Origin of the sequence: Pseudomonas sp. BF-B-26 (assembly GCF_019956495.1) — a bacterium.
Classification (GTDB): Bacteria; Pseudomonadota; Gammaproteobacteria; order Pseudomonadales; family Pseudomonadaceae; genus Aquipseudomonas.
The window spans coordinates 43,839-65,834 of record NZ_JAHBDP010000124.1; the positions used below are offsets into that span (position 1 = coordinate 43,839).

Annotated in this window: 22 protein-coding genes and 1 tRNA gene; 4 read left to right on the plus strand and 19 right to left on the minus strand. The window is 57.8% G+C overall.

Translation table 11 applies throughout. The annotated features are described in order from the left end of the window. Positions 1–256: 256 nt before the first annotated feature. A complete protein-coding gene (locus KGB03_RS27500) occupies positions 257–640 on the plus strand; it encodes a winged helix-turn-helix transcriptional regulator (RefSeq protein WP_223530337.1) in 384 nt (127 codons plus the stop codon). A gap of 579 nt (positions 641–1,219) precedes the next feature. Then, entirely contained in the window at positions 1,220–2,287 is a 1,068-nt protein-coding gene (locus KGB03_RS27505) for an alkene reductase (protein ID WP_223530339.1), read from the plus strand. Positions 2,288–2,987: 700 nt separating this feature from the next. Here the strand turns inward: KGB03_RS27505 and KGB03_RS27520 are convergent. From KGB03_RS27520 to KGB03_RS27540, 5 genes are all read right to left on the minus strand, one after another. Continuing rightward, on the minus strand, positions 2,988–3,884 hold the full coding sequence (locus tag KGB03_RS27520) for an alpha/beta hydrolase (protein WP_223530341.1): 897 nt from the start codon (positions 3,882–3,884) through the stop codon (positions 2,988–2,990). Positions 3,885–3,985: 101 nt separating this feature from the next. Continuing rightward, on the minus strand, positions 3,986–4,606 hold the full coding sequence (locus KGB03_RS27525; protein WP_223530343.1) for a flavin reductase family protein: 621 nt from the start codon (positions 4,604–4,606) through the stop codon (positions 3,986–3,988). A 228-nt stretch (positions 4,607–4,834) separates the two neighbouring features. Then, complete coding sequence (locus KGB03_RS27530) at positions 4,835–5,248, minus strand: tautomerase family protein (protein WP_223530345.1); 414 nt, start codon at positions 5,246–5,248, stop codon at positions 4,835–4,837. A gap of 87 nt (positions 5,249–5,335) precedes the next feature. After that, positions 5,336–5,803, minus strand: coding sequence for a nuclear transport factor 2 family protein (locus KGB03_RS27535; protein ID WP_223530348.1), 468 nt, complete (start codon positions 5,801–5,803; stop codon positions 5,336–5,338). A 54-nt stretch (positions 5,804–5,857) separates the two neighbouring features. After that, the gene (locus KGB03_RS27540) at positions 5,858–6,253 is read right to left on the minus strand and encodes a nuclear transport factor 2 family protein (protein ID WP_192343066.1); all 396 of its coding nucleotides are present in this window, start codon (positions 6,251–6,253) and stop codon (positions 5,858–5,860) included. Positions 6,254–6,560: 307 nt separating this feature from the next. Between KGB03_RS27540 and KGB03_RS27545 the strand changes: the two genes are divergently transcribed. After that, positions 6,561–7,046, plus strand: a complete 486-nt coding sequence (locus KGB03_RS27545; protein WP_223530350.1) for a winged helix-turn-helix transcriptional regulator — start codon at positions 6,561–6,563, stop codon at positions 7,044–7,046. Here the strand turns inward: KGB03_RS27545 and KGB03_RS27550 are convergent. The 10 genes from KGB03_RS27550 to KGB03_RS27595 form a co-directional block, all read right to left on the minus strand. Beyond that, positions 7,039–7,386 carry a hypothetical protein gene (locus tag KGB03_RS27550; protein ID WP_223530352.1) on the minus strand — a complete coding sequence of 116 codons (348 nt, stop codon included), beginning with the start codon at positions 7,384–7,386 and terminating at the stop codon, positions 7,039–7,041. The genes KGB03_RS27545 and KGB03_RS27550 overlap by 8 nt on opposite strands. Next, positions 7,383–8,363, minus strand: a complete 981-nt coding sequence (locus KGB03_RS27555; protein ID WP_102680697.1) for an integrase domain-containing protein — start codon at positions 8,361–8,363, stop codon at positions 7,383–7,385. The genes KGB03_RS27550 and KGB03_RS27555 overlap by 4 nt, the downstream gene beginning before the upstream one ends. A gap of 900 nt (positions 8,364–9,263) precedes the next feature. Further along, positions 9,264–10,592, minus strand: a complete 1,329-nt coding sequence (locus tag KGB03_RS27560; RefSeq protein ID WP_102680696.1) for a tyrosine-type recombinase/integrase — start codon at positions 10,590–10,592, stop codon at positions 9,264–9,266. Positions 10,593–10,756: 164 nt separating this feature from the next. Then, positions 10,757–10,832: transfer RNA gene (locus KGB03_RS27565), tRNA-Thr, on the minus strand. Between the two features lie 129 nt (positions 10,833–10,961). Then, complete coding sequence (locus tag KGB03_RS27570) at positions 10,962–12,203, minus strand: nucleoside deaminase (protein WP_223530354.1); 1,242 nt, start codon at positions 12,201–12,203, stop codon at positions 10,962–10,964. 297 nt (positions 12,204–12,500) lie between these two features. Beyond that, positions 12,501–13,730, minus strand: a complete 1,230-nt coding sequence (locus tag KGB03_RS27575; protein ID WP_223530356.1) for a methyltransferase — start codon at positions 13,728–13,730, stop codon at positions 12,501–12,503. Then, a complete protein-coding gene (locus tag KGB03_RS27580) occupies positions 13,711–14,400 on the minus strand; it encodes an ABC transporter permease (RefSeq protein WP_218536839.1) in 690 nt (229 codons plus the stop codon). The genes KGB03_RS27575 and KGB03_RS27580 overlap by 20 nt, the downstream gene beginning before the upstream one ends. After that, positions 14,400–15,092, minus strand: a complete 693-nt coding sequence (locus tag KGB03_RS27585) for an ABC transporter permease (protein ID WP_223530358.1) — start codon at positions 15,090–15,092, stop codon at positions 14,400–14,402. Before KGB03_RS27585 ends, KGB03_RS27580 begins: the two co-directional genes overlap by 1 nt. A 77-nt stretch (positions 15,093–15,169) precedes the next feature. After that, complete coding sequence (locus tag KGB03_RS27590; protein ID WP_111449438.1) at positions 15,170–15,916, minus strand: ABC transporter substrate-binding protein; 747 nt, start codon at positions 15,914–15,916, stop codon at positions 15,170–15,172. Positions 15,917–15,929: 13 nt separating this feature from the next. After that, complete coding sequence (locus KGB03_RS27595) at positions 15,930–16,703, minus strand: ABC transporter ATP-binding protein (RefSeq protein ID WP_046045546.1); 774 nt, start codon at positions 16,701–16,703, stop codon at positions 15,930–15,932. A 562-nt stretch (positions 16,704–17,265) separates the two neighbouring features. Between KGB03_RS27595 and gabP the strand changes: the two genes are divergently transcribed. Next, positions 17,266–18,657 carry a GABA permease gene (gabP, locus tag KGB03_RS27600; protein ID WP_223530369.1) on the plus strand — a complete coding sequence of 464 codons (1,392 nt, stop codon included), beginning with the start codon at positions 17,266–17,268 and terminating at the stop codon, positions 18,655–18,657. Between the two features lie 72 nt (positions 18,658–18,729). Here the strand turns inward: gabP and KGB03_RS27605 are convergent, their stop codons facing one another. The 4 genes from KGB03_RS27605 to KGB03_RS27620 all read right to left on the minus strand — a co-directional run bounded on the left by KGB03_RS27605 (position 18,730) and on the right by KGB03_RS27620 (position 21,744). Then, positions 18,730–19,182 carry a hypothetical protein gene (locus KGB03_RS27605; RefSeq protein WP_218536843.1) on the minus strand — a complete coding sequence of 151 codons (453 nt, stop codon included), beginning with the start codon at positions 19,180–19,182 and terminating at the stop codon, positions 18,730–18,732. A gap of 5 nt (positions 19,183–19,187) precedes the next feature. Beyond that, positions 19,188–19,604 (minus strand): hypothetical protein, encoded by a 417-nt coding sequence (locus KGB03_RS27610; protein WP_223530372.1) that lies wholly within the window; start codon positions 19,602–19,604, stop codon positions 19,188–19,190. Between the two features lie 37 nt (positions 19,605–19,641). After that, on the minus strand, positions 19,642–20,616 hold the full coding sequence (locus tag KGB03_RS27615) for an alpha/beta fold hydrolase (protein ID WP_223530380.1): 975 nt from the start codon (positions 20,614–20,616) through the stop codon (positions 19,642–19,644). Between the two features lie 69 nt (positions 20,617–20,685). Further along, entirely contained in the window at positions 20,686–21,744 is a 1,059-nt protein-coding gene (locus KGB03_RS27620) for a YhcG family protein (RefSeq protein ID WP_223530385.1), read from the minus strand. Positions 21,745–21,996: the final 252 nt, after the last annotated feature.

Here is a 21,996-nt window from a genome sequence, read left to right on the forward strand (position 1 = left end):
TGCCGTGGCGACAGGCAGCAGACGGCCAGGAGCGGACAATGGCTGTTTCCAGGGATTCAGGGGCGATTCACTTACTCTCAATTGCCGGGGCAAAAATCAGCAATCAGCCTTGGGTCAATTTGCAATCGGCAGGGGACGGTTGCCAATCAGCGCCAACACTACAACAGAAGAAAGCGTTCTCAGACGCGGTATATCCAGTAAACTTGGCGTCAATCTAGCGCCTGAGAGCGCCTGGGTTATACAGAAGGAAACCGCCATGCTTGAACTCGAACCGCTGTGCTTCTCGTCCGACTGCCCTAGCCGAGCTTTATTCGACCAGATCGCTGATAAATGGTCGATGATGGTGTTAGCCGTGCTTGATGACGGTCCGCAACGCTTCAACGCGATCCGTCGTCGCCTGCAAGGCGTCACCCAAAAAGCGCTCACTCAATGTCTCCGTCGGCTGGAGCGCAACGGCCTGGTATCGCGCGAGGTGATTTCGCTTTCGCCAGTCGCGGTGCAGTATCGAGTCACGCCGCTGGGCCGCACGCTGCAACAACCTTTTCGGGCACTGCATGAATGGACGCTCGCCAAGCTGCCGGAGGTTGATGCTGCCCGGCAGAAGTTCGACGCCGCTGCAATCGGAACGACAAGTACGTAGGGAAGGCTGCTTCACTCGATTACATAAACGCGTTGTCGGCCGCCCATGCTGCGCTTCGGGACTTGTCATCCGATGTCTTAAGAAACACCGAAGATCTCAATGGAACCAGTGCGACCTGGTAAGCATGGAACTCTGCTAACACTTTTTGTTGTTGGCAGTGCGCTAGTTTTTGCCTTTCATGCGCGGGCAGTCAATCTCGGTACCTACTTCAACCGAATCTTCACATCGATTGCTCAGGCTTGTTCGATCATGAACGCAGAGCGCCACTGCTCTTGCGCGCGAGGCCCCTGTATACGGCTCGACAGCCCATACGCCGCCGACTATTTCCTGACGGCAGGTATCCTCAAACCTACTAGGTCTACGAACAGTGCCTAATTGACGCTAGGTTTATTATTGATACCTTGTCAATTGTCCTCACTTGAGGGAAGCGGTCCGAACCGGACCCTTCGTTCGCCACTCTTGCCGGCGGCTTGCAGCCAGCCAATCGAGCATCCGACAGAAGCATTTCTTTGGTCGAGCCGCACTTGAGAAATCGTTAAGCACGGGCGGACATTCAATAAAATTTATTCTGAGGAAAGTATGGAAAATTTTAAGCTTCTAACCCCCTTAAACAACGAAGAGCTCACCTTCAAAAATCGGGTGTTCATGGCGCCGATGACAAGAGGTCGATCCAAGGATCAGGTGGCCAACGAATTGACTGCGACCTATTACGCACAGCGCGCATCGGCGGGCCTTATTTTTACGGAAGGCACCCAGATCAGCGCCCAGGCCGTCGGTTGGACGAATACCCCAGGGATCTATACTCCTGAACAGATTGCGGGCTGGAAGAAGGTAACTCAGGCAGTTCATGAAGCCGGTGGTCTCATTTTCGCCCAGCTCTGGCATACGGGTAGAGCATCTCATCCTGATTTTCATGGTGGAGAACTCCCGGTCGCGCCATCGTCAGTTCCCTTCAATAGCCAGGCGTTCACGCCAGAAGGCATCAAACCCTCGGTGACCCCACGCGAACTGACCATTGATGAAATCAAGTCCACTATTGCGGACTACGAAAAAGCTGCACAGGCCGCGAAAGATGCGGGATTTGATGGTGTAGAAGTACACGGTGCCAATGGTTATCTGCCCGCGCAGTTTCTGGAAGACGGCTCAAACAAACGCACCGACGAGTATGGCGGTACCATTGAGAAGCGGGCGAAGTTCTTGCTTGAAGCCACTGACGCTGCGATCAAGGTCTTCGGGCCGGCCCGTATCTCGGTCAGGCTGTCGCCGCGCATTCCGTACAATGACATGGGCGACTCCAATCTCGAGCAGACCTACATGTACGCGGTAGAAGCGCTGGAAAAGAGAAACGTTGGAATTCTGCATTTCATGGAACCGGGGACTCTGCCGGAAGGCGCGAAACCCTTGGCGCCCGGGGCTCGCAAGCGGTTCTCAGGGATTTTCGTGTTGAATGTTGGTTATGATCGGAAGTCTGCGGAACAGGCTCTGCAAACCGACCTGGCCGATGCAGTCACATTTGGCACGCTGTTCATCAGCAACCCTGATCTGCCGGAACGCTTCTTCCTTGATGCGCCGCTGGCTACTGCGGATGCCTCCACTTTTTACAGTGGTTCGGAAGAGGGCTATACCGACTACCCGCCGCTGGCCTAGGGGGCGACGAGGTTTAGCTGGGCAATAGCGGTGAACTATCTGGTCGATACCGCGCATGGCGCAATCATAAATGTCAAACCAACGCCGGCTCATCGAACGGCTGAGGTAGAGAGCACCAAATGATTCGTCCCTACTCCAGCCTAACCGATCGGCAGAAGTCGGCCCAAGCTGTGTAAAAACGGATGCACCGTTTTGAAGTCTGCGTTGCTATGTTAAATCTGCCAGCGCCTAGCTGGTCGGACAGGCCTAAAATTTGCGTAGGAGCGCGATTTTCGTTCTGGCGCCGACCGTCATACCTGCTCTAAAACGTTTTTACACAGCCTCGGTCGAAAACGGCCATTCACGAATGGCTGCTTCTGGCCGATTCTGTTGAAAAAGTAACTCCCCTGCCCGGCCTGCGGCAAAATCTCTACATTGGCCAGCAGGGAAGCACACAGCATGATGGGGCAGTTATCGAGTGGGCAGGAACGGCTGTTTTACTCGTTCCACCTTAAAGATCACATCCCAGCCAATCACCTTCTGCGCAGCATTGATAGGTGTCTCGAACCGCGCATGTCTGCGCTCTTACACAACTTCACCCTGGAGCGTTTCAATCGCGACCCGTTCGGATGTGCATGCGTACAGAAACTGTACGCGGATTGGCATCATGAACCAGTGCCTTCAGCGCCCGTAGTGTGCCCCGGTAACGATAGTGACGCTGTTACGCGAGGTGTTCCTTGAACCAGTCCAGCGCGGCGGTACATGATTGATCGAATCTGGTGATGTACGGATCGAAGTGGCCGCCGGGGATCGTCACGAGGCGCTTCGGCTCAAGGGCGCGTTCGTAGGCGACCAGCTCAAGATCGGTCAGCGTGATCGTGTCCTGCAGCGCGACGATCAGCAGCAGCGGCGTGGGGGACACGCGCGCAATCCACGTGCCCGGTTCGTACATGCGCGCAGCGCGCGTCGAGCGCACCGTGACGCTGTTCTCCCAGGCGCCGTCGGGTACGGGCTGCAGATAGAACTCAATGGCTTCCTTGGTGCGGTACGAAGCAGGGACGGCCGGATCAGCGCTGACGATTATCTGTCTACGCGGCGGCTCGCCGTGTGCTTGCGCGCGCTCGTCCGCCGTGAAGGCATCCTCGATGGCGGCGACAGCATCGGGCGGAATGCGGCGCAGTCCTTGCTCGAAGCCGCTGATCGTCGGCACCTGCGCGACGACCGCACGCAAGCGGCGTTCGGTTGCGCCAAGCACGAGTGCGTGACCGCCGGAATAGCTCGTGCCCCATAAGCCGATGCGCTTCGCGTCGACGGCATCCTGGTCTTCCAGGAAACTGATCGCGCGCCGCCAATCAGCGATCTGACACCATGGGTCGATATCCTGGCGCGGCGTGCCTTCGCTGGCGCCGAAGTTGCGGTGATCGTGCAGGAGGACGACAAAGCCGTTGGAGGCAAATTTCTCAGCGAATGGCTCCAGGCCGTGCTCCTTCACGCCGGCATAACCATGCGCCATCGTGATGGCAGGATAGGGGGCGGTGCCGCCGGTGGGAATATAGAGCCAGCCGCGCAGCGTGACGCCGCCCTCGGCTTCGAACGCGATATCGGTACGTCGAAACATGGAAGTTCTCCTTGTAGAAAGAGGTCAGGCGGCGCCGTAAACCCTATGCGCAGTGGCAGTTCATGCCTTCCACCCTTTTGCCTCGGTCACTCGATACCAGGTCAATTGCCTGGTCGCTCAAGCGTGAAGAGCTGCTCCGCGCCGATTTCGAAATAGTCGGCCGGCCCACCTCCGCGCAGGATCGGGCGCGCCTGCGCAGTCTGATACACGCCGTCTTTGATCAGTTGCTGATCAATGTGGATCGCTACTACTTCGCCCAACACCAGCCACGCCGGGAGCGCCGCACCGCCTTGCGCCTCAAGCTGCACGATCTGGGTGACCACGCACTCGAACTGCACCGGGCTAGCCGCAACGCGCGATGGCCGTACTTTTGCGGAGGGCAGCGTCTCCAGCTTGGCCAACTCGAATTCATCGACGTCCGCTGGTGCCATCGCCGCAGAGGCGTTCATCGCCTCGGCGAGTTCTCGCGTCGCCAGATTCCATACGAATTCGCCGGTCGCACGCGCATTGGCGAGCGAGTCCTTCGCGCCAAGCGAGCAAAAGCCGATAATCGGCGGTTTGTAGCTGAATAGGTTAAAAAAACTGTAGGGAGCAAGGTTACGTACGCCGTCGTTGGAGACAGTACTGATCCAGCCGATCGGGCGCGGAGCGACGATGGCGTTGAGCGGATCGTGCCGCAGGGAATGTCCCTGTGCCGGCTCGTAGAAATGCCAATTGGTCATAGCCTACCTCTTTGGGGACGAGCGCAAGGACTGCCGCCTACAGTGCCTGCAGCTCGGTGCGCGTGCGCAACACCATGGTCGAAGTGATAGCTGCATACATCCCGATACCCGTCCAGAACATGGTGTCGGATCGGAGCCGCATGAGCCCCACACCTGAGAAACGAACGAGACATTGGTTTCGAGTCAGTTTCGCTGCCCCATTTCCAAGAACCGGGCAGCTTCGTCCTTTTACCTGTTTACCCAAGGCATGGAGAGGTCAATGTCAGAGACCAGCTTGCCACCGCCAAAGCTCATGCTCTCCAAGGGAACGGCATACATGATCAGGCTGATATCGTCCTGACTGACGCCCGCCTTTTCTACCGCGTAACGGGTGACCAACTCCGCGAGCTTGCGTTTTTGCTCCACTGTCCTGCTCGTGCCTATCGTTACCGTTACGACCATGCGCTTGTCAGATCTCTTCATGTCAGGAAAAGTCGGATGGATGAAAAGCTCATCGTCCTTGTGCTCACTGATGATGACGAAACGGTCATCCTTGGGCGTATCCATGGCTTCATGAAGAGCGAGATTCAAGGCATCCGCCAGCGCGCGTTTCTCTTCGCTAGAGAATTTTTGGGCCGGAATGTGGGCGTGGAATATTGGCATGAGTGTTTCCTCGGTGGTGTTGTTGAGGTCAAATGAGGCGATGAAGTGCGTTTCGATGTATGCGTTGCCCCAGCTGCCTCGGCAACCCTAGCTTTCATATCCCGGAGGAACCGAGAAAATCTCCGCCTCTGGTGGCGGCATGTCAGCAGCGCCGTTTGGGTAGAGTGCCTGTGCCGCCGCCACCGTATTAAGAGACTCGCGAAGCAACTTGATTTTGCCGCCCTCGACAACGAGGTATCCCGTGAACAAGTGATGGATGAGACGTCCGGTCGACGCCGCGCGCGCTTCCGACAGATATTCGGCGTACACCTGATCCTTCGTGTCGATCAGCACCGTGGTATTTTCGGGTTTGAAGCTGAAGCCGGGATAAAGGTTGCCGCCGACAAAATCATAGAGTTTCGCGATGGCTTCGCGCCCCTGATGGCGGGTCGGAATACCGAGCGAATGGAGGAATGGGAGTTCCAGCACGCCGTCCTCGGCGAACAGCTCAGCACATTTCTTGCCGTCGGGAACAACGGCAAGAAGGTCTAACAGCAATGTTTTTGCATCAGTCATGGTCATTTTCCTCAGGAAAAATTGGCGGCCGCCGCCAAGGGCGGCGCAGTAGGATCAGTTCGGAAAGCTATCGCCAAACATCGGGAGCCCACTTTTCGAACCGTCGCGCGTGGCCTCGTCTTGGATAACATCCCAGTGTTCGGCGAGCTGGCCGTTTTCGATACGAACTATGTCGACCACGATCCAGTTTGTCGGGGCGCCGAATCCTGAGAAGCGGCCATGAAGTACGACATAATCGCCCGAGGCCACGGCCAGCCCATTTTCGTAGCGAAACTCGGCGGGCGCTGCCTTGACGAGATCAAACAGGCCTTCGCGACCGGGCGCGATATAGGCGCTGTGCTGGATATAGTCGGGCGACCAGAAGCGTTCGGCCGCGGCATAGTCGCGCTTGTTGAAAAGCGTATCAAACGCTTCCAGCACGAAATTCCTGTTTCTCTCTTCGGTGCTCATTGGTTTGTCCTCTCTTCGTTATCTGTTGGGTTGAGGAGAGAGTAGGCGGATTAAATTTCGCCATCTCCCACGGCCGTGTGGTGGGGGTATGTTGGTCCGTACAACTGTAATGATCTTCAGCGAAACGCCAGCTCATCGTGCCATGTCGCTGTTACCGTCATTTCGGCCATACGCAGCACCGAATTGCCACTGTTACCCGTGTTGAAAAGCCCAGATGTTCGACTCTTTCTGAGCTTGCAAAGTGCAAGTGGTTGAATAATATTCGCGCTGCTTGCATAGTGCAAGTGGAAATTTAAGGAGAACAGCAGTGCAGCAAACAAGACGATCGGGCTGCCCGATCAACCTGACGCTTGAGCAGATCGGCGACCGCTGGAGCCTGATTGTTATCCGCGATGTTATGTTCGAGAACAGACGCAGTTATGGCGCCTTGCTGGAGCAAAACCAGGAAGGCATAGCCACGAACATCCTCGCAAGTCGGCTGAAGCACTTGGCCGCGTCTGGGCTGTTGACACGATGTCCGGATCCGAAACATCAGCAGAAAGGAATTTACAGCCTCACGGAAGCGGCAATACAGCTTGTACCTCTGCTCGCACATATGGCTGCCTGGGGCGTTCGGCATACGCATCCGAGCAAGGAAGCGTCTTTGCGCGCGGAGGTGCTGGAAAAGGGCGGCCCTTCACTTTGGAGTGCCTTGATGGATGAACTACGTTACCTGCATCTCGGTGCACCTCGTCCGGTGCGCTCAGTATTGGGCGAGCTCCGGACCGACGACGAGCAGGCAATCGCTACTTAGTACCAATCTTTTGCGTCATGACATCCACCATGGGGTGCAAAGTGTTGGCGCTGATAAGATTTTGACCCCTGTTGAACTGCCAGGATTTTCCTAAGCGATGAGTGAGTAATTGCATGGTCAGCAAATAGTAATAGCGCGTCGATTGAGTGTGCTGGTTTAGATGGTGGTTCAAAAACCACGCAAGGTGTTTTCTCTGCCAAGTCCATGGATTGTCGCGTTGCCAGCGCTCAGCGATCGCTGTTTGGATGGCCTTCGCCTGGCGCAGGTGGCGTTGGCGCGTGGTATGAGACCCGGTCAGGACGCCCGTCAGGAACAGATCCATATCGAATACCGTGCTCATGCGAGACCACCAATGTAAGCGGCCACCACGACGATACGGTTGTGCCCCAGCTCATAGCTGATTTGTACTCGGGCTTCCTGATCGAGACGTCGGTCGAGTTGATAGCAATGGCCACCGTTGATGGGGGCAGGATGGTGGGTGATTTGCTCATAGCGTTCGCACGCATAGGCTGCCCGCAATTCGTGGAAGCCTTTGAGGTTGTACTGATGGAGGATGTCCCGTGCAGGACGGACGATTCCCCGTTGGAAATCGAGGTAGGTTTCGTTCGGTGCAAGTAGGTTGCGGCTACCATCGGGTGAGACCTGTTCGGCGAATCTCAGCGCCTCGCGAATATGATCATCCGCCCTGATCCAGCGAGGTGCCGAGGCACCTGAGCGGCCCCCCTTGGTGCCATCCTGGATGTTGATCTTGCCGTATTGTTCGGCCTCACGTTTTAAGCGCGGAAGGTCGGCCAAAATGGCCTCACGTAAGCGCATGCCGGTGGCTCGCGCTAACTGAGCGATGGCCGCGGCACGCGGCTGCTGGTGTGCGCAAAGCACCTCTACGACCCTCTTCACATGTTCGCGGTCTTGGCCTTGCGGCACCGAACGACGAACACTGGTGCGCCGCATTCCTAGCGCCTTGCTCGGACTCGGTACTTTCACATACTGATCACCGCGAAGCGCTGCAAGGGTCCGATTGACGCTGGACAATCGGTTTTGCGCAGTGGTGATGGCGAGATCGCTGCGCTCAACCAGGTGACGCAGATGCTCCGCGTAATCCAGCAGGGTCTGCCGATCAATCTGCCGTGCGTCATTAATTCCCGGGCCATCCTCCGACCGACACCAGCGTACAAACGCCAGCCAACGATCACTGTGTGCTTTGACCGTCCCGTAATGCCCGCCGCCAAACAGATCGCGTAGCGCCTGTGGCCCGGCATAACTCAGTTGCCGGCCATAGCCAAAATTGCGCCCGTCACGTTTACCTACCAGTGCCATGATCAAATTCCTGTCGAAGCCAAATCTTTGAAGCTTTCCCCACGTCATCCCGCCAAGAATGTTGAGTGTTATCAGGGATCAAGGCCCCTGCGACCTGTGAGGGTTGTCCACTAACGCGGGACTGGCGGCTCTTTACGACCGGGAGCTTGGGCATCTCATGATCTGGCCTCCTGAGCACTTCCGAGGAAGTGGGCGGGTGGAGGCTGCACTGGTTGACGAGACCAGCACCGCGAGATCCTGAGTCGGGTGAAGGCAGTGATGCGATGACCGGGGCATGCCTGACTGTCAGTCAGGTGCGGTCCATTCCGTGGGCTGCGGCACCATCATCTGCATCGCTGTTGCCGGTGACTTCGGTGTTTGTCACGCCGATTGTCACGAGGGGGAATGCCGCAAAGCCTTGTACGAGTTGGGCTGCAGCAGCGGTAGGAGCGCCCGTCTCTTTCCGGAAGAAAGAGACGGGCGCAGGTTGGCGCAATGAAATGGCCAAGCGGATAGGTTGCTGCAGGGCAGCTATAAAGGGGGATGAGTTGCCGCAGTGGCACTCTGGTAGAAGTAGGCATCCATCACATCGCTGTGACCGTGCGAGCCGCCAGACGCTAATCGCACTTTGGGAGAACCACCACGTGGCGTAGCCTTAAAGGTTCTGGCTACCTGGGTTGCTGTCAACGACAGCGCTTTGCCCGATCTTTTCTACGCCTGTGGATAATTTGGGTCAAGGCTCGAATTTTCGGGAACTCTGCGGCTGTGGATGAAATTATCCACCGGTGGAAATCTATGGTTTTCCACAGATAATTTGCGTGGGCTTTAGATTTTTTACATGAGGTCCATCCAAGCAGGGCGGCTTTGCAGCCCCGCTTGGATGGACCCGCGTGGAAGGCGGACTGCGGTGATCTTATTGGCTTACCCACGTTTGGATGCGCCACGGTTATTTTGTAGGGCGGTAATGTTGTCGCCGACCGGGTGAGCGAATTCGTGGGGCGTCACATGCCCATGGCGGTTGGCGTCGATGTAGTTACTCCACCACGCCATGATCAGCCTGCGCTGTTCGAGGAATTCGGCCTTGTGGATATACGCGGCGCGCACGCGGTTGCGTTCCTTGTGGCTCATTTGTCTTTCGATGGCTGCGTCGGTCCATAACCCGGACTCCAGTAGGGCGCTACAGGCCATGGTCCTGAAGCCGTGGCCGCACACGTCCTTGCTGGTGTCATAGCCGACGTTGCGGAGCATGGTGTTCACCGTGTTCTCGGACATGGGCTTCCAGTACTTGTGGTCGCCCGGTAGCACTAACTCTGAAAAGCGACTGAGGCTGCGCAGGCGCTCCAGTATTTCGATGACCTGCGGCGATAGCGGAACCATTTGAATGTCGCCGTTCATCTTGGTCCCGCGTGTGGAGTTGCGTACCCCTTCAATCGGTGCGCGCGTATCGGGGATTTCCCACATGGCGCGTTGGAAGTCGAACTCACTCCATCGAGCGAAGCGCAGTTCGCTGGAGCGGACGAATACATGTAGCGTGAGCAGGACGGCAAGGCGCGTCAGCTCGCGGCCGTTGTAGTTGTCGATACGGTGTAGCAGTTCGGGTAGGCGGTTGAGGGAAAGGGCCGGGCGATGGACTGTGCGCGGCGCGTGAATCGAGCCTGCCAGATCCAGTGCAGGATTCATGGTGATCTGCCGAGCCCTTTTGGCCCCGCGCATGATGGTGGATAAGTAGTTCTGTACCCTTAACGCCACATCCATGGTGCCGCGTTCCTTAATGCGCTGGGTGATCTCTAGCAGGTCGTGGGTATCGAGTTCAGCGATGGGTCGTTGGCCGATTAGCGGGAAGACGTGGGTGCGCAGTCGGCTCATTACGGTTTTCGCGTGGCCTTCGGTCCAGCGGCGGGACATATCAGCGTGCCACTCCAGGGCGACGGTTTCGAAAAGCAGTGCCGCCCGCTGGGCTACGATCTTGGCCTTCTTCTTTTCTTCCATTGGGTCGAGGTTGTCGAGCAGCAGCGCCTTGGCTTCGTCTCGCTTACGTCGTGCGACGGAAAGGGTAACGATGGGGTAATTGCCGATGATGAGCGTACCTTCCTTGCCGCTGGGCTTGGTGTACTTCAAGCGCCAGGTCTTCACGCCATTGGGTTTGACGAAAAGGTACATGCCGCCACCGTCGAACAGTTTGTAGGCGCGCTCGCGGGTTTTGGCCGTGCGGCATTGCAGGTCGCTGAGAGGGATCGCTAGACGTGGCATAGGGGTACGCGCTCCTGACCGGAAAATCGCAGTACCCCTAACATACCCTCGGGGAAGGGGGATTTTGTTGGATCCCGACAGAGGGTTCTGGAACGAAAAAACCCGCCAAAGGGCGGGTTTTCGGGGCTTCCAGAGCATTCAGTAGAATGCAATGGAGCCTAATGTGGTGCCGGCACCAGGAGTCGAACCCGGGACCTACTGATTACAAGTCAGTTGCTCTACCAACTGAGCTATACCGGCGTGTTGGGCGACGATTATAGCGATTGGGTTGGTTCTGTAAACCCCTGAATTCAGACTATTTTTGCGCAGGCGTCAGGCCCGCCCCGCGGACGCTTCTGCGGGGCCGGCCAATGCGATTGCTTTAAAGCGTTACACGCCGTTTTTAACCGCGTTGATCAGGTCCTGACTCAGCACCTGCGCGGGCGCCACTTGCACGCTTTGGGTGTAGAACGGCGGCAGGTTCTGGGCCAGTGTCGACAAGGCTTGCGGGGTGGTATTACCCGGCAGCAACACGTATTGCAGGTTGGACGGATAGCTCTGCGGCACGGGGCCTTCCATGGTCGAGCCGTACGCGCCGAAGGTCATCACGGCCTGCGGGGTGGTGGGGTCGGGGGCGTAGAGGAAGACGAAGGTGCCGTACTTCGGATGGGTCAGGTATTGGCCGGCCTCGGCGCGCACGACGGGGTCGGGGTCGTTCATCAGGGTCCAGCGCAGGACCGCGTAGTTGCGGGTGGTTTCCATGAACGCTGTGCGAATCGGCGACTGGTTCTCGACGCCTCCCAGGCACACCAGCAGGTTGCCGAACGGGTCGATGAGTGCCACTGAGTTGAACACCGGGCTGTGCTGCGCGGTTTGTAACAGTGGTGGTGCGAGTTCTGCGCCGGGGTCACGCGGGTTCGTCGATTGCACGGTCAGCGCAAACGGGCTGAGCGCAGTCAGTGCCTGGCGGACTTTGCTGTTGGCCGGGAGGTTTGCCGGGTTTTGCAGTTGATCCGGTGGCAAACCGCTGTTGTTGCTGGCCTCGCGCACGGTGTTGACGCTGGCGGAGAAAATCGAGCTGGTGAGGAAGTAAGCCGCCGAGTCGATGGTCTGGCCAGCAAAAACCGGACTGGTCGAGCCCTGATAGGCCCGGCTGACCGGCGCCGCAATCGCGTAGTAACCCCAGGTGGCCTGCGCCTGTTGGCGGATCTGCGGCGGCAGCGACGGAAAGGTGAACTGGCTGTTGTAGTTGATGCCTGCGTAGTCATCGATCGCACTGACGGCGACGTTAAATCCTGCAGTCAGCAGCGAACCGGCGCACATGGCACACGGGTCTAGCGTGGTGACGACGGTCAACTGATTGGGCGGTGGCAGGTTCAATGGCGCGACGTTTTCGTAGTACCAGTCCACCAATTGCCGCTCGCCGTGGGCGGTCGGGTCATGAGGTAGAAAGTACGTGGTGCCGTTGCCGGGGAAAGGCATCAGCACGTTGTTGTGCAGCGCGGCGATGACCTCGCCTGTTGCGTTGTTGATGATGGCGCCGCCCACCGCGAAGGTTTGCTGCAGCGCAGCATCAATGGCTTGGTTGGCGACGGTATCGACGGCTTCCTGCGCACTGTTCAATGTGCTCATGATTTTCCCAGCTCCTTGCTGTTTGAACGCCAGGAAAATCTGGCGTTTGGCAAAGATAGTTGAGGTTTCGCAGGTCGTTATGTTGTTTTGCCTTAATGCTTATGCACAACGGGATCTGTACCGCACCTGCTTAGAGGCAAATTTGTGGACCCGTTCTCATTTGCTCGCAAATACCTGTTTTGCCGCTTTTTTTACAGGTGTACGAAAATTGAACAGTTGTGTTTCTAGCCCGAAACAGCCGTATATATTGGATCCACGATAATTTCATCAACAGAGTTATCCACAGGTTGAGGCGTTTTAAGGGCGCTCAGCGAGGATCAGGAAATTACGCGGGGTGAGCGTGCTTTCGCAGAAGGTGCCGAGGCGAACCGCATACCCTTGCTCGGAGAGGAAAAGGGCTCGATCAAGTACCAGCCACAGCTCCAGCGGGCGTCGGAAAAGTCCGCGCACTAGCTCCAGATTGCGTACTTCAGCCAGTCGCTGCCAACCGGTAGCTTCGAGTGCTGCCCAATCTTGCGGTCCGGTTGTGGATAACTCCTTGAGCGCGGCCAAATGATGGCAGTAATCGGCAAAGGATTTATCCAGCCAGGCACTGGGGAGGGAAGGGGTGGGCAGGTACTCGTCAACGCCGCGCAGTTGCCGTTGTAGCAGGTCGAAGGCCAGGCGCCGGGCCATGGAGGTGTCACGCTGACGTCGGACGCGAGCGCCGGCAGTGACGGTTTCGTTCATCGGCAGCGAGAGATCTTCGAGCGACAGTTGTAGGTCGGATCGCATGCCCGCAGAGGAAAGCGTCTGATACTCGCTCACGCTGATCCGGTTGTAGCAGCAGGGGGCGATGGCCAGCTGCTTGCAACCGGTGGCGCTCGCGAGTTGCATTAGCCGCACATGAAGATCACCGCAGGCGTGCAGCGCTACTGGCGTGTGGTCAGCCTTCAATAAAGAGGCCGCCCCCGGCGCGAGCACGTCTTGCTCGACGTGAAGGGCATGCAAATGATGACGCTGACTGAGTGCCTGGCCACTGATGACCAATGCTTGGTCATATTCCAGGCAAGTGAGGTGCTGACCGGTTTGTAACAGGCGTCGCCCCAGATGTCCTTTGCCTGAACACCAATCCAGCCAATGTTTCGGCGACTCAGAAAATTCCAGTCGACTGGCAAACGCCTCGATCTGCTGCCACTTGCGCCCCGGCACATCGACATTCAGCCGATGGCCAGCGGCTTCGAGTGCATCAGGCGGCAATTCACCTACAGCGCTCAGCTCAAGGGAAAACGCCGCCAGTGAAGCGAATGGCTCCGGCGCCTCCAGAAGAGCGGGTTGGTTATGAGCATTTTCCGCATCGTCCAATGACCTGCCGCGTAGCCATACAGACAACTCGGGGTAGGACGCTTCCCACGGAAGCCGCAGATGAGTGAACGGACGAGGCTTCCATAACGCCTGATACTCGATCAGAAAAGCATCCAGCGCCGTGAAGCGGGCGAGTAGGGCCTCGCCCGTCAGCACGTGGGAATCAACGCCCTTGGCAGGCATCGACGCGCAGCCAGCGCTCCAATTGACGGAACGCCTGCACCAGTACAAACGACATCACCAGATAGAACACGCCAGCCGTGAAGAACATATCCACTGTCAGGTAGTTGCGGGCAATGATTGTACGGGCCATGCCGGTGAGCTCCAGCAGGGTGACGGTGCTCGCCAGAGAGCTGGCCTTGAGCATCAGGATCACTTCGTTGCTGTAAGCCGGGAGGCCGATCCGTGCTGCTCGCGGAAGGATGATGTAAAACAACGCCTTCGTCCGGGACATGCCCAAGGCGCGTGCGGCTTCTATCTCACCGGGCGGGATCGCCTGGATCGCGCCACGCAAAATCTCCGCGATGTAGGCGGCTGTGTGTAACGTCATGGTGGCCGTGGCGCACCAGAACGGATCTCGCAGGTACTTCCACATGAAGCTGTCGCGCACAGCGTCGAATTGCGCCAGACCGTAATAGACCAGGAACAGCTGCACCAACAGCGGTGTGCCACGAAAGAAAAAGATGTAGGCGTAGGGGAACGCACGGATATACCAAAGCTTGGAAGAGCGCGCGATGCCCAACGGAATGGCCAGCAGAAGGCCGAGTACGACGGCGATACCGACCAGTTCCAGCGTCAGGGTGGCACCCTGGATAAACTTTGGCAGCCACTTGTAGATGACTTCCCATTCCATTACGTCGTCCTCACAAAGCCACGGGCGGCGCGTTTTTCCATATAGTGCATGCCAGTCATGGCGAGCACTGTCAGGCCCAGATACATGAAGGCCGCAACCATAAAGAACGTGAACGGGTGTTTGGCGAAGGTCACGGCGTTCTGTGCGTGACGCATGATTTCTTCCAGGCCGATCACTGATACCAGGGCTGTGTCTTTCATCAGGATCATGAACAAATTACTCAAGCCTGGCAGGGCGATCCGCCACATCTGCGGCATGATCAGCCGAGTGAAGATGCGCCATTTCGACAGGCCCAATGCCATGCCGGCTTCACGGTGGCCCTTGGGGATCGCGAGGATTGCGCCGCGAAACACTTCCGTTGCATAGGCGCCGAAGCACAAGCCGAGCGCAACCACGCCAGCGACAAAGGGGCTCAGGGCCAAATCGGGGTGCCCGAAGAGATCGCCCAGTGCATTCATCATGTTGACGGTGCCCAGGTATATCAACAGCACCCACAGCAGTTCCGGGACACCGCGCACGATGGTCGAGTAGGTTTCGCCAAGCCATTGCAGCGGCTTGTACGGGGAAGTCTTGGCCAAAGCACCGAGCAGACCGAGCACCAGCCCCAGGCACAAGGCCGAGAGTGCCAGTTTCACAGTCATCAGCGCGCCAGCGGCGAGCGCCGGGCCGAATCCGTAGAGATCGATAGTCATGGATTTCTTTTCAAATCACGCAGGCAATACCAAGGACTGGCGCCGTCAAATAACGGCACCGGCCCGGCAGGTCAGAATCAATAGATGCTGAACGGGAAGTACTTGTCGTTGATCTTTTTGTAGGTGCCATCAGCGACGATTTCTTTCAGTGCGGCGTTCAGCTTCGTACGAATCTCATCGCCTTTACGTACAGCGATACCGATCTTGTCGCTTTCTTCCACCGGGTCGCCTTTGAACTCATAAGCACGGCCGGCGTCGCTTTTCAGCCACTCGTAGTTGACGTACTTGTCCGCCAGGATGCCGTCCAGACGACCGGAGGTCAGGTCGAGGTAGGCGTTTTCCTGGGTGTCGTAGAGTTTGATTTCAACGCCTTCCATGTTGTCTTCCAGCCAGGTGCCAGCGAGGGTCGCACGTTGTGCACCGATCACTTTGCCTTGCAGGGAATCCTTGTCGGTTTTGAAGTCGACGTTTTTCGGCGCGATGAATTGCAGCTTGTTGGAGTAGTACGGGTCGGTGAAGTCCACCGCTTGTTTGCGCTCGTCGGTGATCGACATCGAGGAGATCAGGAAGTCGAACTTCTTGGCGTTCAGGGCCGGAATGATGCCGTCCCAGTCGGACGTAACCACGGTACATTCGACTTTCATCTTGGCGCACAGGGCGTCGCCGATTTCTTTGTCGAAGCCGACGACATTGCCACTGGCATCTTTGTTGTTGAACGGTGGGTAGGCCGCTTCGATGCCCATCTTCAAGGTCTCGGCGGCGGCACCGGCGCTGAAGGCCAGGGTGACGGCAGCAGCCAGGAAGATCTTTTTGTAGTTCTGCATGCGGGTAGCTCCGTTAGCGGTTGCTGGACATGAATTGTTTGCAGCGCGCCGAAAGCGGGTTTTCGAACACCTGCTGTGGCGATCCTTGCTCTTCGACCAGGCCCTGGTGGAGGAACACCACCTCGCTGGAAACCTGACGGGCGAAGCCCATTTCATGGGTGACCAGCAGCATGGTGCGGCCTTCTTCGGCCAATGCGCGGATGACATTAAGTACTTCCTGGACCATTTCCGGGTCAAGGGCGGAGGTGGGCTCGTCGAACAGGATCACCTTGGGCTGCATTGCCAGCGTGCGGGCAATGGCGGCGCGTTGTTGCTGGCCACCGGAGAGTTGCGCCGGGTAGGCGTGGCGTTTGTCAGCGATGCCGACCTTGGCCAGCAAGGCTTCGGCGACTTCGATGGCTTCGGCCTTGCTCTGGCCGAGTACCCGGCGCGGCGCTTCGATGATGTTGTCGAGCACGCTCATGTGCGGCCAGAGATTAAAGTTTTGAAATACAAAACCGATCTCGCTGCGCAGGCGATTGATCTGCTTGCCATCGGCTGCGATCAGTTCGCCGTTCTTGGCGGCTTTGAGCTTGAGTTCTTCGCCGGCCACCAGGATCTGGCCCTGATGCGGGTTTTCCAACAGGTTGATACAACGAAGGAAGGTGGACTTGCCGGAACCGGAAGAACCCAGGATCGAGATCACGTCGCCGTCGCGGGCGGTCAGCGAGATGCCTTTGAGCACCTCAAGCTGTCCATAGCGTTTGTGCAAGTTGCGGATTTCAAGCGCGGGCGTGGCCTCAGCCATGTGCGTTCCTCATAAGTATTTCGCTCCTGCTATTGGCGGCCTTCCTGGCGAGGCGGCCAAGCTAGCATAGCGTCTGAATGGCAGCCAACAGCGCTACGGGCGGTAAACGGGTGGTCTGTGGCAGGTTGTCGCATCGGTACAGCAGACTGTCGCGCTGCTATCAACCGAACAGCCGTTTGAACCCTGCCTGTCAATAAAAAGGCTGGGGCTGTTCCAAAAAAGGGCGCGATGTTGCCAGCTTTGCCGGGGGGTTGGAAGCGCTAACCGGCCAAACGTTCCTGAACCGCACTTTTATTGTGCGTCGCTATATTTTTGGGTGTGTTTCTGGTGCGCTGTTTTGTTCTTAAAGTGGGTCGCAGGGTAACGCTCTGGCGAATTGCCATTAATCTCAATGACTTGCGATGACTGCCCGGTCTGGCGGAGAGCCCCATGCTTGGGCGTTCTGTAACATTTTGGCGCAATTATTGCGTGCAGAATACGGAACGCCCCGTTGGTTTCTTTTTACGAGAAGGAACGCCACGCCGGGTGAACGTCATCGCTTTTCCTTACAAAGGTAGTTTCAATGAGCAGTACCCCAAGCTCCAATGGCCTCGAACAGGGGCTCAAACCGCGTCATGTGACCATGCTGTCGATCGCCGGGGTTATCGGTGCCGGCCTGTTCGTCGGCTCCGGCCACGCCATCGCTGCTGCAGGCCCGGCCGTGCTGTTGGCCTACGCTGCCGCCGGTATGCTGGTGGTGCTGGTGATGCGCATGCTCGGCGAAATGGCCGTGGCCTCGCCGGACACAGGCTCCTTCTCGACGTACGCCGATCGTGCGATCGGTCACTGGGCCGGTTTCACCATCGGCTGGCTCTATTGGTGGTTCTGGGTGTTGGTGATTCCGCTGGAAGCCAACGCCGCCGCGACCATCCTGCACGCCTGGTTCCCGAATGTGGCGATCTGGGCCTTCACCTTGATCATCACCTTGCTGCTGACGGTGACGAACCTGTTCAGCGTGAAGAACTACGGTGAATTCGAATTCTGGTTCGCCCTGGTCAAAGTCGTGGCGATCATCGGTTTCATCGGCCTCGGCATTCTGGCGATCTTCGGCTTTCTGCCGACCAGCCAGGTCAGCGGCGTTTCGCACCTGTTTGACACCCAGGGCTTCCTGCCAAACGGCATGGGCGCGGTGTTGGGCGCGATCCTGACCACCATGTTTTCCTTCATGGGCACCGAGATCGTGACCATTGCGGCCGCGGAATCGAAGAACCCTGGCCAGCAAATCTCCAAGGCCACCAACTCGGTGATCTGGCGGATTGGCTTGTTCTACCTCGTGTCGATCTTCATCGTTGTGGCCCTGGTGCCATGGAACGACCCGGTACTGGCAGCCGTCGGCTCCTACCAGACTGTGCTTGAGCGCATGGGCATCCCGAATGCCAAGCTGATCGTCGACATCGTGGTGCTGGTTGCTGTGACCAGCTGCCTGAACTCGGCGCTGTACACCGCCTCGCGCATGATGTTCTCTCTGGGCAAGCGCGGTGATGCACCGGCCGTTTCCCAGCGCACCAACAAGAGCGGCACGCCGTACTGGGCCGTCATGTTGTCCACCGGTGCTGCGTTCATCGCGGTTTTCGCCAACTACGTGGCCCCAGCCGCCGTGTTCGAATTCCTGCTGGCCAGCTCCGGCGCTATCGCGCTGCTGGTGTACCTGGTGATCGCCATCTCGCAATTGCGTATGCGCAAGCAGCGCATGGCACGCGGTGAAAAAATCGCCTTCAGCATGTGGCTGTTCCCGGCCCTGACCTACGCGGTGATCATCTTCATCGTTGCGGCCCTGACCATCATGCTGTTCCAGGAAGCGCATCGGGTGGAGATCCTCGCGACCGGTCTGCTGAGTTTGCTGGTGGTGGCTGCCGGTTTGTTTGTGGCTCGTCGTCGCAAGCTGCAGAAGATGGGTGCGGTGGTGCTGAACTGATTCGCACCGCATAACGCAAAACGGCCGCTGTCAGTGATGACAAGCGGCCGTTTTTGTTTCTGAGGCGAGTGTTTACTCAGCCTTTACTTCCTGAGCATCCAGCGACTCGCGATAGCTGTCGAGCGCCGTGCCGAAGTCAGTGATGAACTGCGGATCCGTCAGCCAGGCCTGGGCGGTGTCGCGGTCCATGCCGTCGGCCCACATGCGGTAATCGATCAGCATGTCGGCGGCCAGGTGAGTGGCGGCCATGGCTTCGTTGTCGGCGTTTTCCATGTCCAGCAGTTCTGGATGGTCGCTGATGATTCCGGCGAGGTTCGACAGCAAGGTCAGCAGCATGTCGTTGCGGCTGGTGGCTTCTGCGTCGTGCATTTTGCTGAACATCGCCAGGGTGTATTCCGGGATCGGCTCGCCGATTTCGCCCAGGTCATCGTCCAGTGCGGCGGGTTTTCTGCCGTGGATATTGATTTGTTTGGCTTTGATCTTGGCGCGTTTGGCGCGTTTCTGTTGCTTGTTCAGGGAGGCCATTGAATTCAGTTCGCTTTCGGTTGTGTTTGGGCCGCGATGGCGTCGGACGCCGCCACGTAGTCAGTCTGGAAGGCCGGGGATTCGATCCACGCCAGTGCGCCGGCTTCGTCCACTTCGGTGGACCATTGGCGGTATTCGATCAGCGCGGCGACGATAAAGTCTGTCGCTGTTTCTTCACCTTCCTGCTCCAGCACCAGCGCGAGTAGCGGGTGTTCAAGGAAGACCTTGCACATGGCTTGCTGGCTGATCTTTTGTGCGTCGATCATTTCTTTGAACAGGTCGGTCAGGTCCACCGATTCGAAGTCGATGCGGTCGTCGTTCGGGTCCAGCTCGACCGGCGCGGCAGCCCGTTGGGTGCGGTTCTGCTTGGCCTTGGCTTTGGCGCGAGTGGCGCGTTTGTTCTGCTTGTTGGCGGATGCCATGGGCGTCGTTCCGTATTCCGTTGAGTGGGCGCATCAGTCAGTTGCGTGGCACGAGCCGCCCTGGTGTGTCGGGGGCCAGTTTGCCGGTCTGCAGCCAGGACAATGCAATGGGCCATAGTGTGGCTTGGTATGGGCTACGAAAAAAGGCGAAATGTCCGACTTCTTGTTCGCCGATGTCTTCGGGGGCGATTCGCAGGTGGGCGTTCGTGCTGTTGGTGAAGTAACCCAGCAGCCGTTCGATGGCTGGAATCGTGCCGTAAGGATCGTCGCTGATGCTGATGGCCAGGGTGTGTGCGGTGACGGATGAGAAGGGCAGTCGCCCGGATTTTGCGTGAAGGACGCGACCGCTGGGGCGTTTCTCGTAGTGCGCGGTGGGCATGCTCCAGTCGCGAACCACGCCGGCGGGGGTGTCCTCTAGCCAGCCGAGACGTTTTCCGGGGAAGTAGCCGCAAAGCAATGTCATCAATGGCATCACCAGATGCCACTTGCCGAACATCCGCCAGCGATGGGCGGGCGCGTAATCGCGCCAGTAAGCGAATTGCGCACCGACGGTCAGCAGACGTCGAATCATATGGCCGGAAGCTCCCAGGCCCGCTGCACAGCCTCCAAAGCTGTGGGCGACAACATCGATGGGTTGCCCGGGGAATTCACGCTGAGCGCGCTTGAGCATCGCCTCGAAGTCCAGCGCGCCCCAATCTGACCATGAAGCCCGAAGCCCTTTCAGCGAGGCGGGTCGCGATTCGCCGATGCCACGGTAGTCGTAAGTGATCACGTCGAAGCCGTTGGCAAACAGGTAATCGGCGAAGCGCGAGTAATGGCGGCAGCGGACGGAGGTGGCGGCGTTGATGATGACGACCGGGCGGGTTGCGTCCTGGCGGGGGTGTCTCCAGGCAAAACCGCCGAGGCTGTAGCCGTCTGCGGCGAGCTCCTTGAACGGTTCGCCTGCCGTAGATGTGCGCGGTGGCAACTCGGTTTGAGTGGGTGCCAGTGAGGGCATGTCCTGCAAATTCATCGGCGTCGGACCTTTGCGGGTAGCTGCCAACGATAGTCTTCGCGCAGCGTATGAACAATCCGCCCGTGCTTATCGGAGCCTCTGCTTGAGTAATCGCTCCTCAAGCACCGCCCATTCCCGATCCAGTTCTGTGCGAAGTTCCTCCTCGCTCGGCAGTACCAGTCTGTAGGTACTGGCGAACAGTTGTTCGTTGCCTTGCAGCACTGAATAACGCACCACCGATTCATCTTTTTGCGCGCAGAGAATGAGGCCGACGGTGGGACCATCCTCCGGTCCGCGCTTGAGGTCGTCGTACATGCGCACGTACATGTCCATCTGGCCGACATCCTGGTGGGTCAGTACGCCGCGCTTGAGGTCGAAGATGACGAAGCACTTGAGCAGGTAGTTGTAGAACACCAGATCGATGTAGAAGTCCTTGCTCTCGGTACTGATGCGTTGCTGGCGAGCGATGAAGGCGAAGCCTTTGCCCAGTTCGAGCAGGAAGCCCTGGAGTTGATTGATCAAGGCTTGTTCAAGTTCGCTTTCCTGGATCAAGCCCGCATTGGGCAGGCCGAGAAACTCCAGAAGCACTGGGTCGCGGATGAAATCCCGAGGGCTGGCGTTCATTTGCTCGATATGGGTGGCGGCTTCCTGTTTGACGGCCGGCCGGTCGCGACTTGCCAGCAAGCGTTCGTAATAGAGGGTATTGATCTGGCGCTCGAGGGCGCGACTTGACCAGTTCTGCATCGCTGACTCGTTCATGTACCAATGGCGAGCGTGATCGTTCTCGACTCGTAGCAATCTGCGGTAGTGGGTCCAGCTCAATTCGTGACGCAGTGCGTCACGAATTGGGAATGCTTGATAGAACAGGCGCATGTAGCGAAGGTTGGAGATGTCAAAGCCTTTGCCAAACTCTGCTGTCAGACTCTTCGCCAGCGTCGCCAGTAACTGCTTCCCATATCCCGCCCGCCGAGCCCCCTCCTGCTCGAACTCCACAATATGCCGTCCGATCTGCCAACAGGTTTGCACCTGGACGGTATCGACCGCTCGCAGCACCTTCTGACGCGCTTCACGGATCAATTCGCCAAGATTGCCGAGCAGTGAAGTGATCTGTGAATCTTGAGTGTTACCGGGTTTGAGAGGGCTCATGACATTTTCCGCGGCTGAAGGAAACAGGCGGAAGAGGATGGCAAGAGAGTGATAGTCCGCGATGCCGGGCGTTGCTGGTAAATCGGAAGGAAAGGCGAGTTTGCTTTGCAGGACCGGGCCGACGACAGCACGTGCATGAGGAATACATCACGTAGTCCGATTCGCAGTTAGCTCAAGTGCTAATCGATCTAAAACTTGAACATTCTGTAACAAATCTAAGAAGAGTAACGATTGGGTTCTGAGCAACCCGGG

Excerpts from the sequence above, each read along its gene's own strand:
- KGB03_RS27500 (WP_223530337.1), top strand. The coding sequence starts at position 257 with ATGCTTGAACTCGAACCGCTGTGCTTCTCGTCCGACTGCCCTAGCCGA.
- KGB03_RS27505 (WP_223530339.1), top strand. The coding sequence starts at position 1,220 with ATGGAAAATTTTAAGCTTCTAACCCCCTTAAACAACGAAGAGCTCACC.
- KGB03_RS27520 (WP_223530341.1), bottom strand. The coding sequence starts at position 3,884 with ATGTTTCGACGTACCGATATCGCGTTCGAAGCCGAGGGCGGCGTCACG.
- KGB03_RS27525 (WP_223530343.1), bottom strand. The coding sequence starts at position 4,606 with ATGACCAATTGGCATTTCTACGAGCCGGCACAGGGACATTCCCTGCGG.
- KGB03_RS27530 (WP_223530345.1), bottom strand. The coding sequence starts at position 5,248 with ATGCCAATATTCCACGCCCACATTCCGGCCCAAAAATTCTCTAGCGAA.
- KGB03_RS27535 (WP_223530348.1), bottom strand. The coding sequence starts at position 5,803 with ATGACTGATGCAAAAACATTGCTGTTAGACCTTCTTGCCGTTGTTCCC.
- KGB03_RS27540 (WP_192343066.1), bottom strand. The coding sequence starts at position 6,253 with ATGAGCACCGAAGAGAGAAACAGGAATTTCGTGCTGGAAGCGTTTGAT.
- KGB03_RS27550 (WP_223530352.1), bottom strand. The coding sequence starts at position 7,386 with ATGAGCACGGTATTCGATATGGATCTGTTCCTGACGGGCGTCCTGACC.
- KGB03_RS27555 (WP_102680697.1), bottom strand. The coding sequence starts at position 8,363 with ATGGCACTGGTAGGTAAACGTGACGGGCGCAATTTTGGCTATGGCCGG.
- KGB03_RS27560 (WP_102680696.1), bottom strand. The coding sequence starts at position 10,592 with ATGCCACGTCTAGCGATCCCTCTCAGCGACCTGCAATGCCGCACGGCC.
- KGB03_RS27570 (WP_223530354.1), bottom strand. The coding sequence starts at position 12,203 with ATGAGCACATTGAACAGTGCGCAGGAAGCCGTCGATACCGTCGCCAAC.
- KGB03_RS27575 (WP_223530356.1), bottom strand. The coding sequence starts at position 13,730 with ATGCCTGCCAAGGGCGTTGATTCCCACGTGCTGACGGGCGAGGCCCTA.
- KGB03_RS27580 (WP_218536839.1), bottom strand. The coding sequence starts at position 14,400 with ATGGAATGGGAAGTCATCTACAAGTGGCTGCCAAAGTTTATCCAGGGT.
- KGB03_RS27585 (WP_223530358.1), bottom strand. The coding sequence starts at position 15,092 with ATGACTATCGATCTCTACGGATTCGGCCCGGCGCTCGCCGCTGGCGCG.
- KGB03_RS27590 (WP_111449438.1), bottom strand. The coding sequence starts at position 15,916 with ATGCAGAACTACAAAAAGATCTTCCTGGCTGCTGCCGTCACCCTGGCC.
- KGB03_RS27595 (WP_046045546.1), bottom strand. The coding sequence starts at position 16,703 with ATGGCTGAGGCCACGCCCGCGCTTGAAATCCGCAACTTGCACAAACGC.
- gabP (WP_223530369.1), top strand. The coding sequence starts at position 17,266 with ATGAGCAGTACCCCAAGCTCCAATGGCCTCGAACAGGGGCTCAAACCG.
- KGB03_RS27605 (WP_218536843.1), bottom strand. The coding sequence starts at position 19,182 with ATGGCCTCCCTGAACAAGCAACAGAAACGCGCCAAACGCGCCAAGATC.
- KGB03_RS27610 (WP_223530372.1), bottom strand. The coding sequence starts at position 19,604 with ATGGCATCCGCCAACAAGCAGAACAAACGCGCCACTCGCGCCAAAGCC.
- KGB03_RS27615 (WP_223530380.1), bottom strand. The coding sequence starts at position 20,616 with ATGAATTTGCAGGACATGCCCTCACTGGCACCCACTCAAACCGAGTTG.
- KGB03_RS27620 (WP_223530385.1), bottom strand. The coding sequence starts at position 21,744 with ATGAGCCCTCTCAAACCCGGTAACACTCAAGATTCACAGATCACTTCA.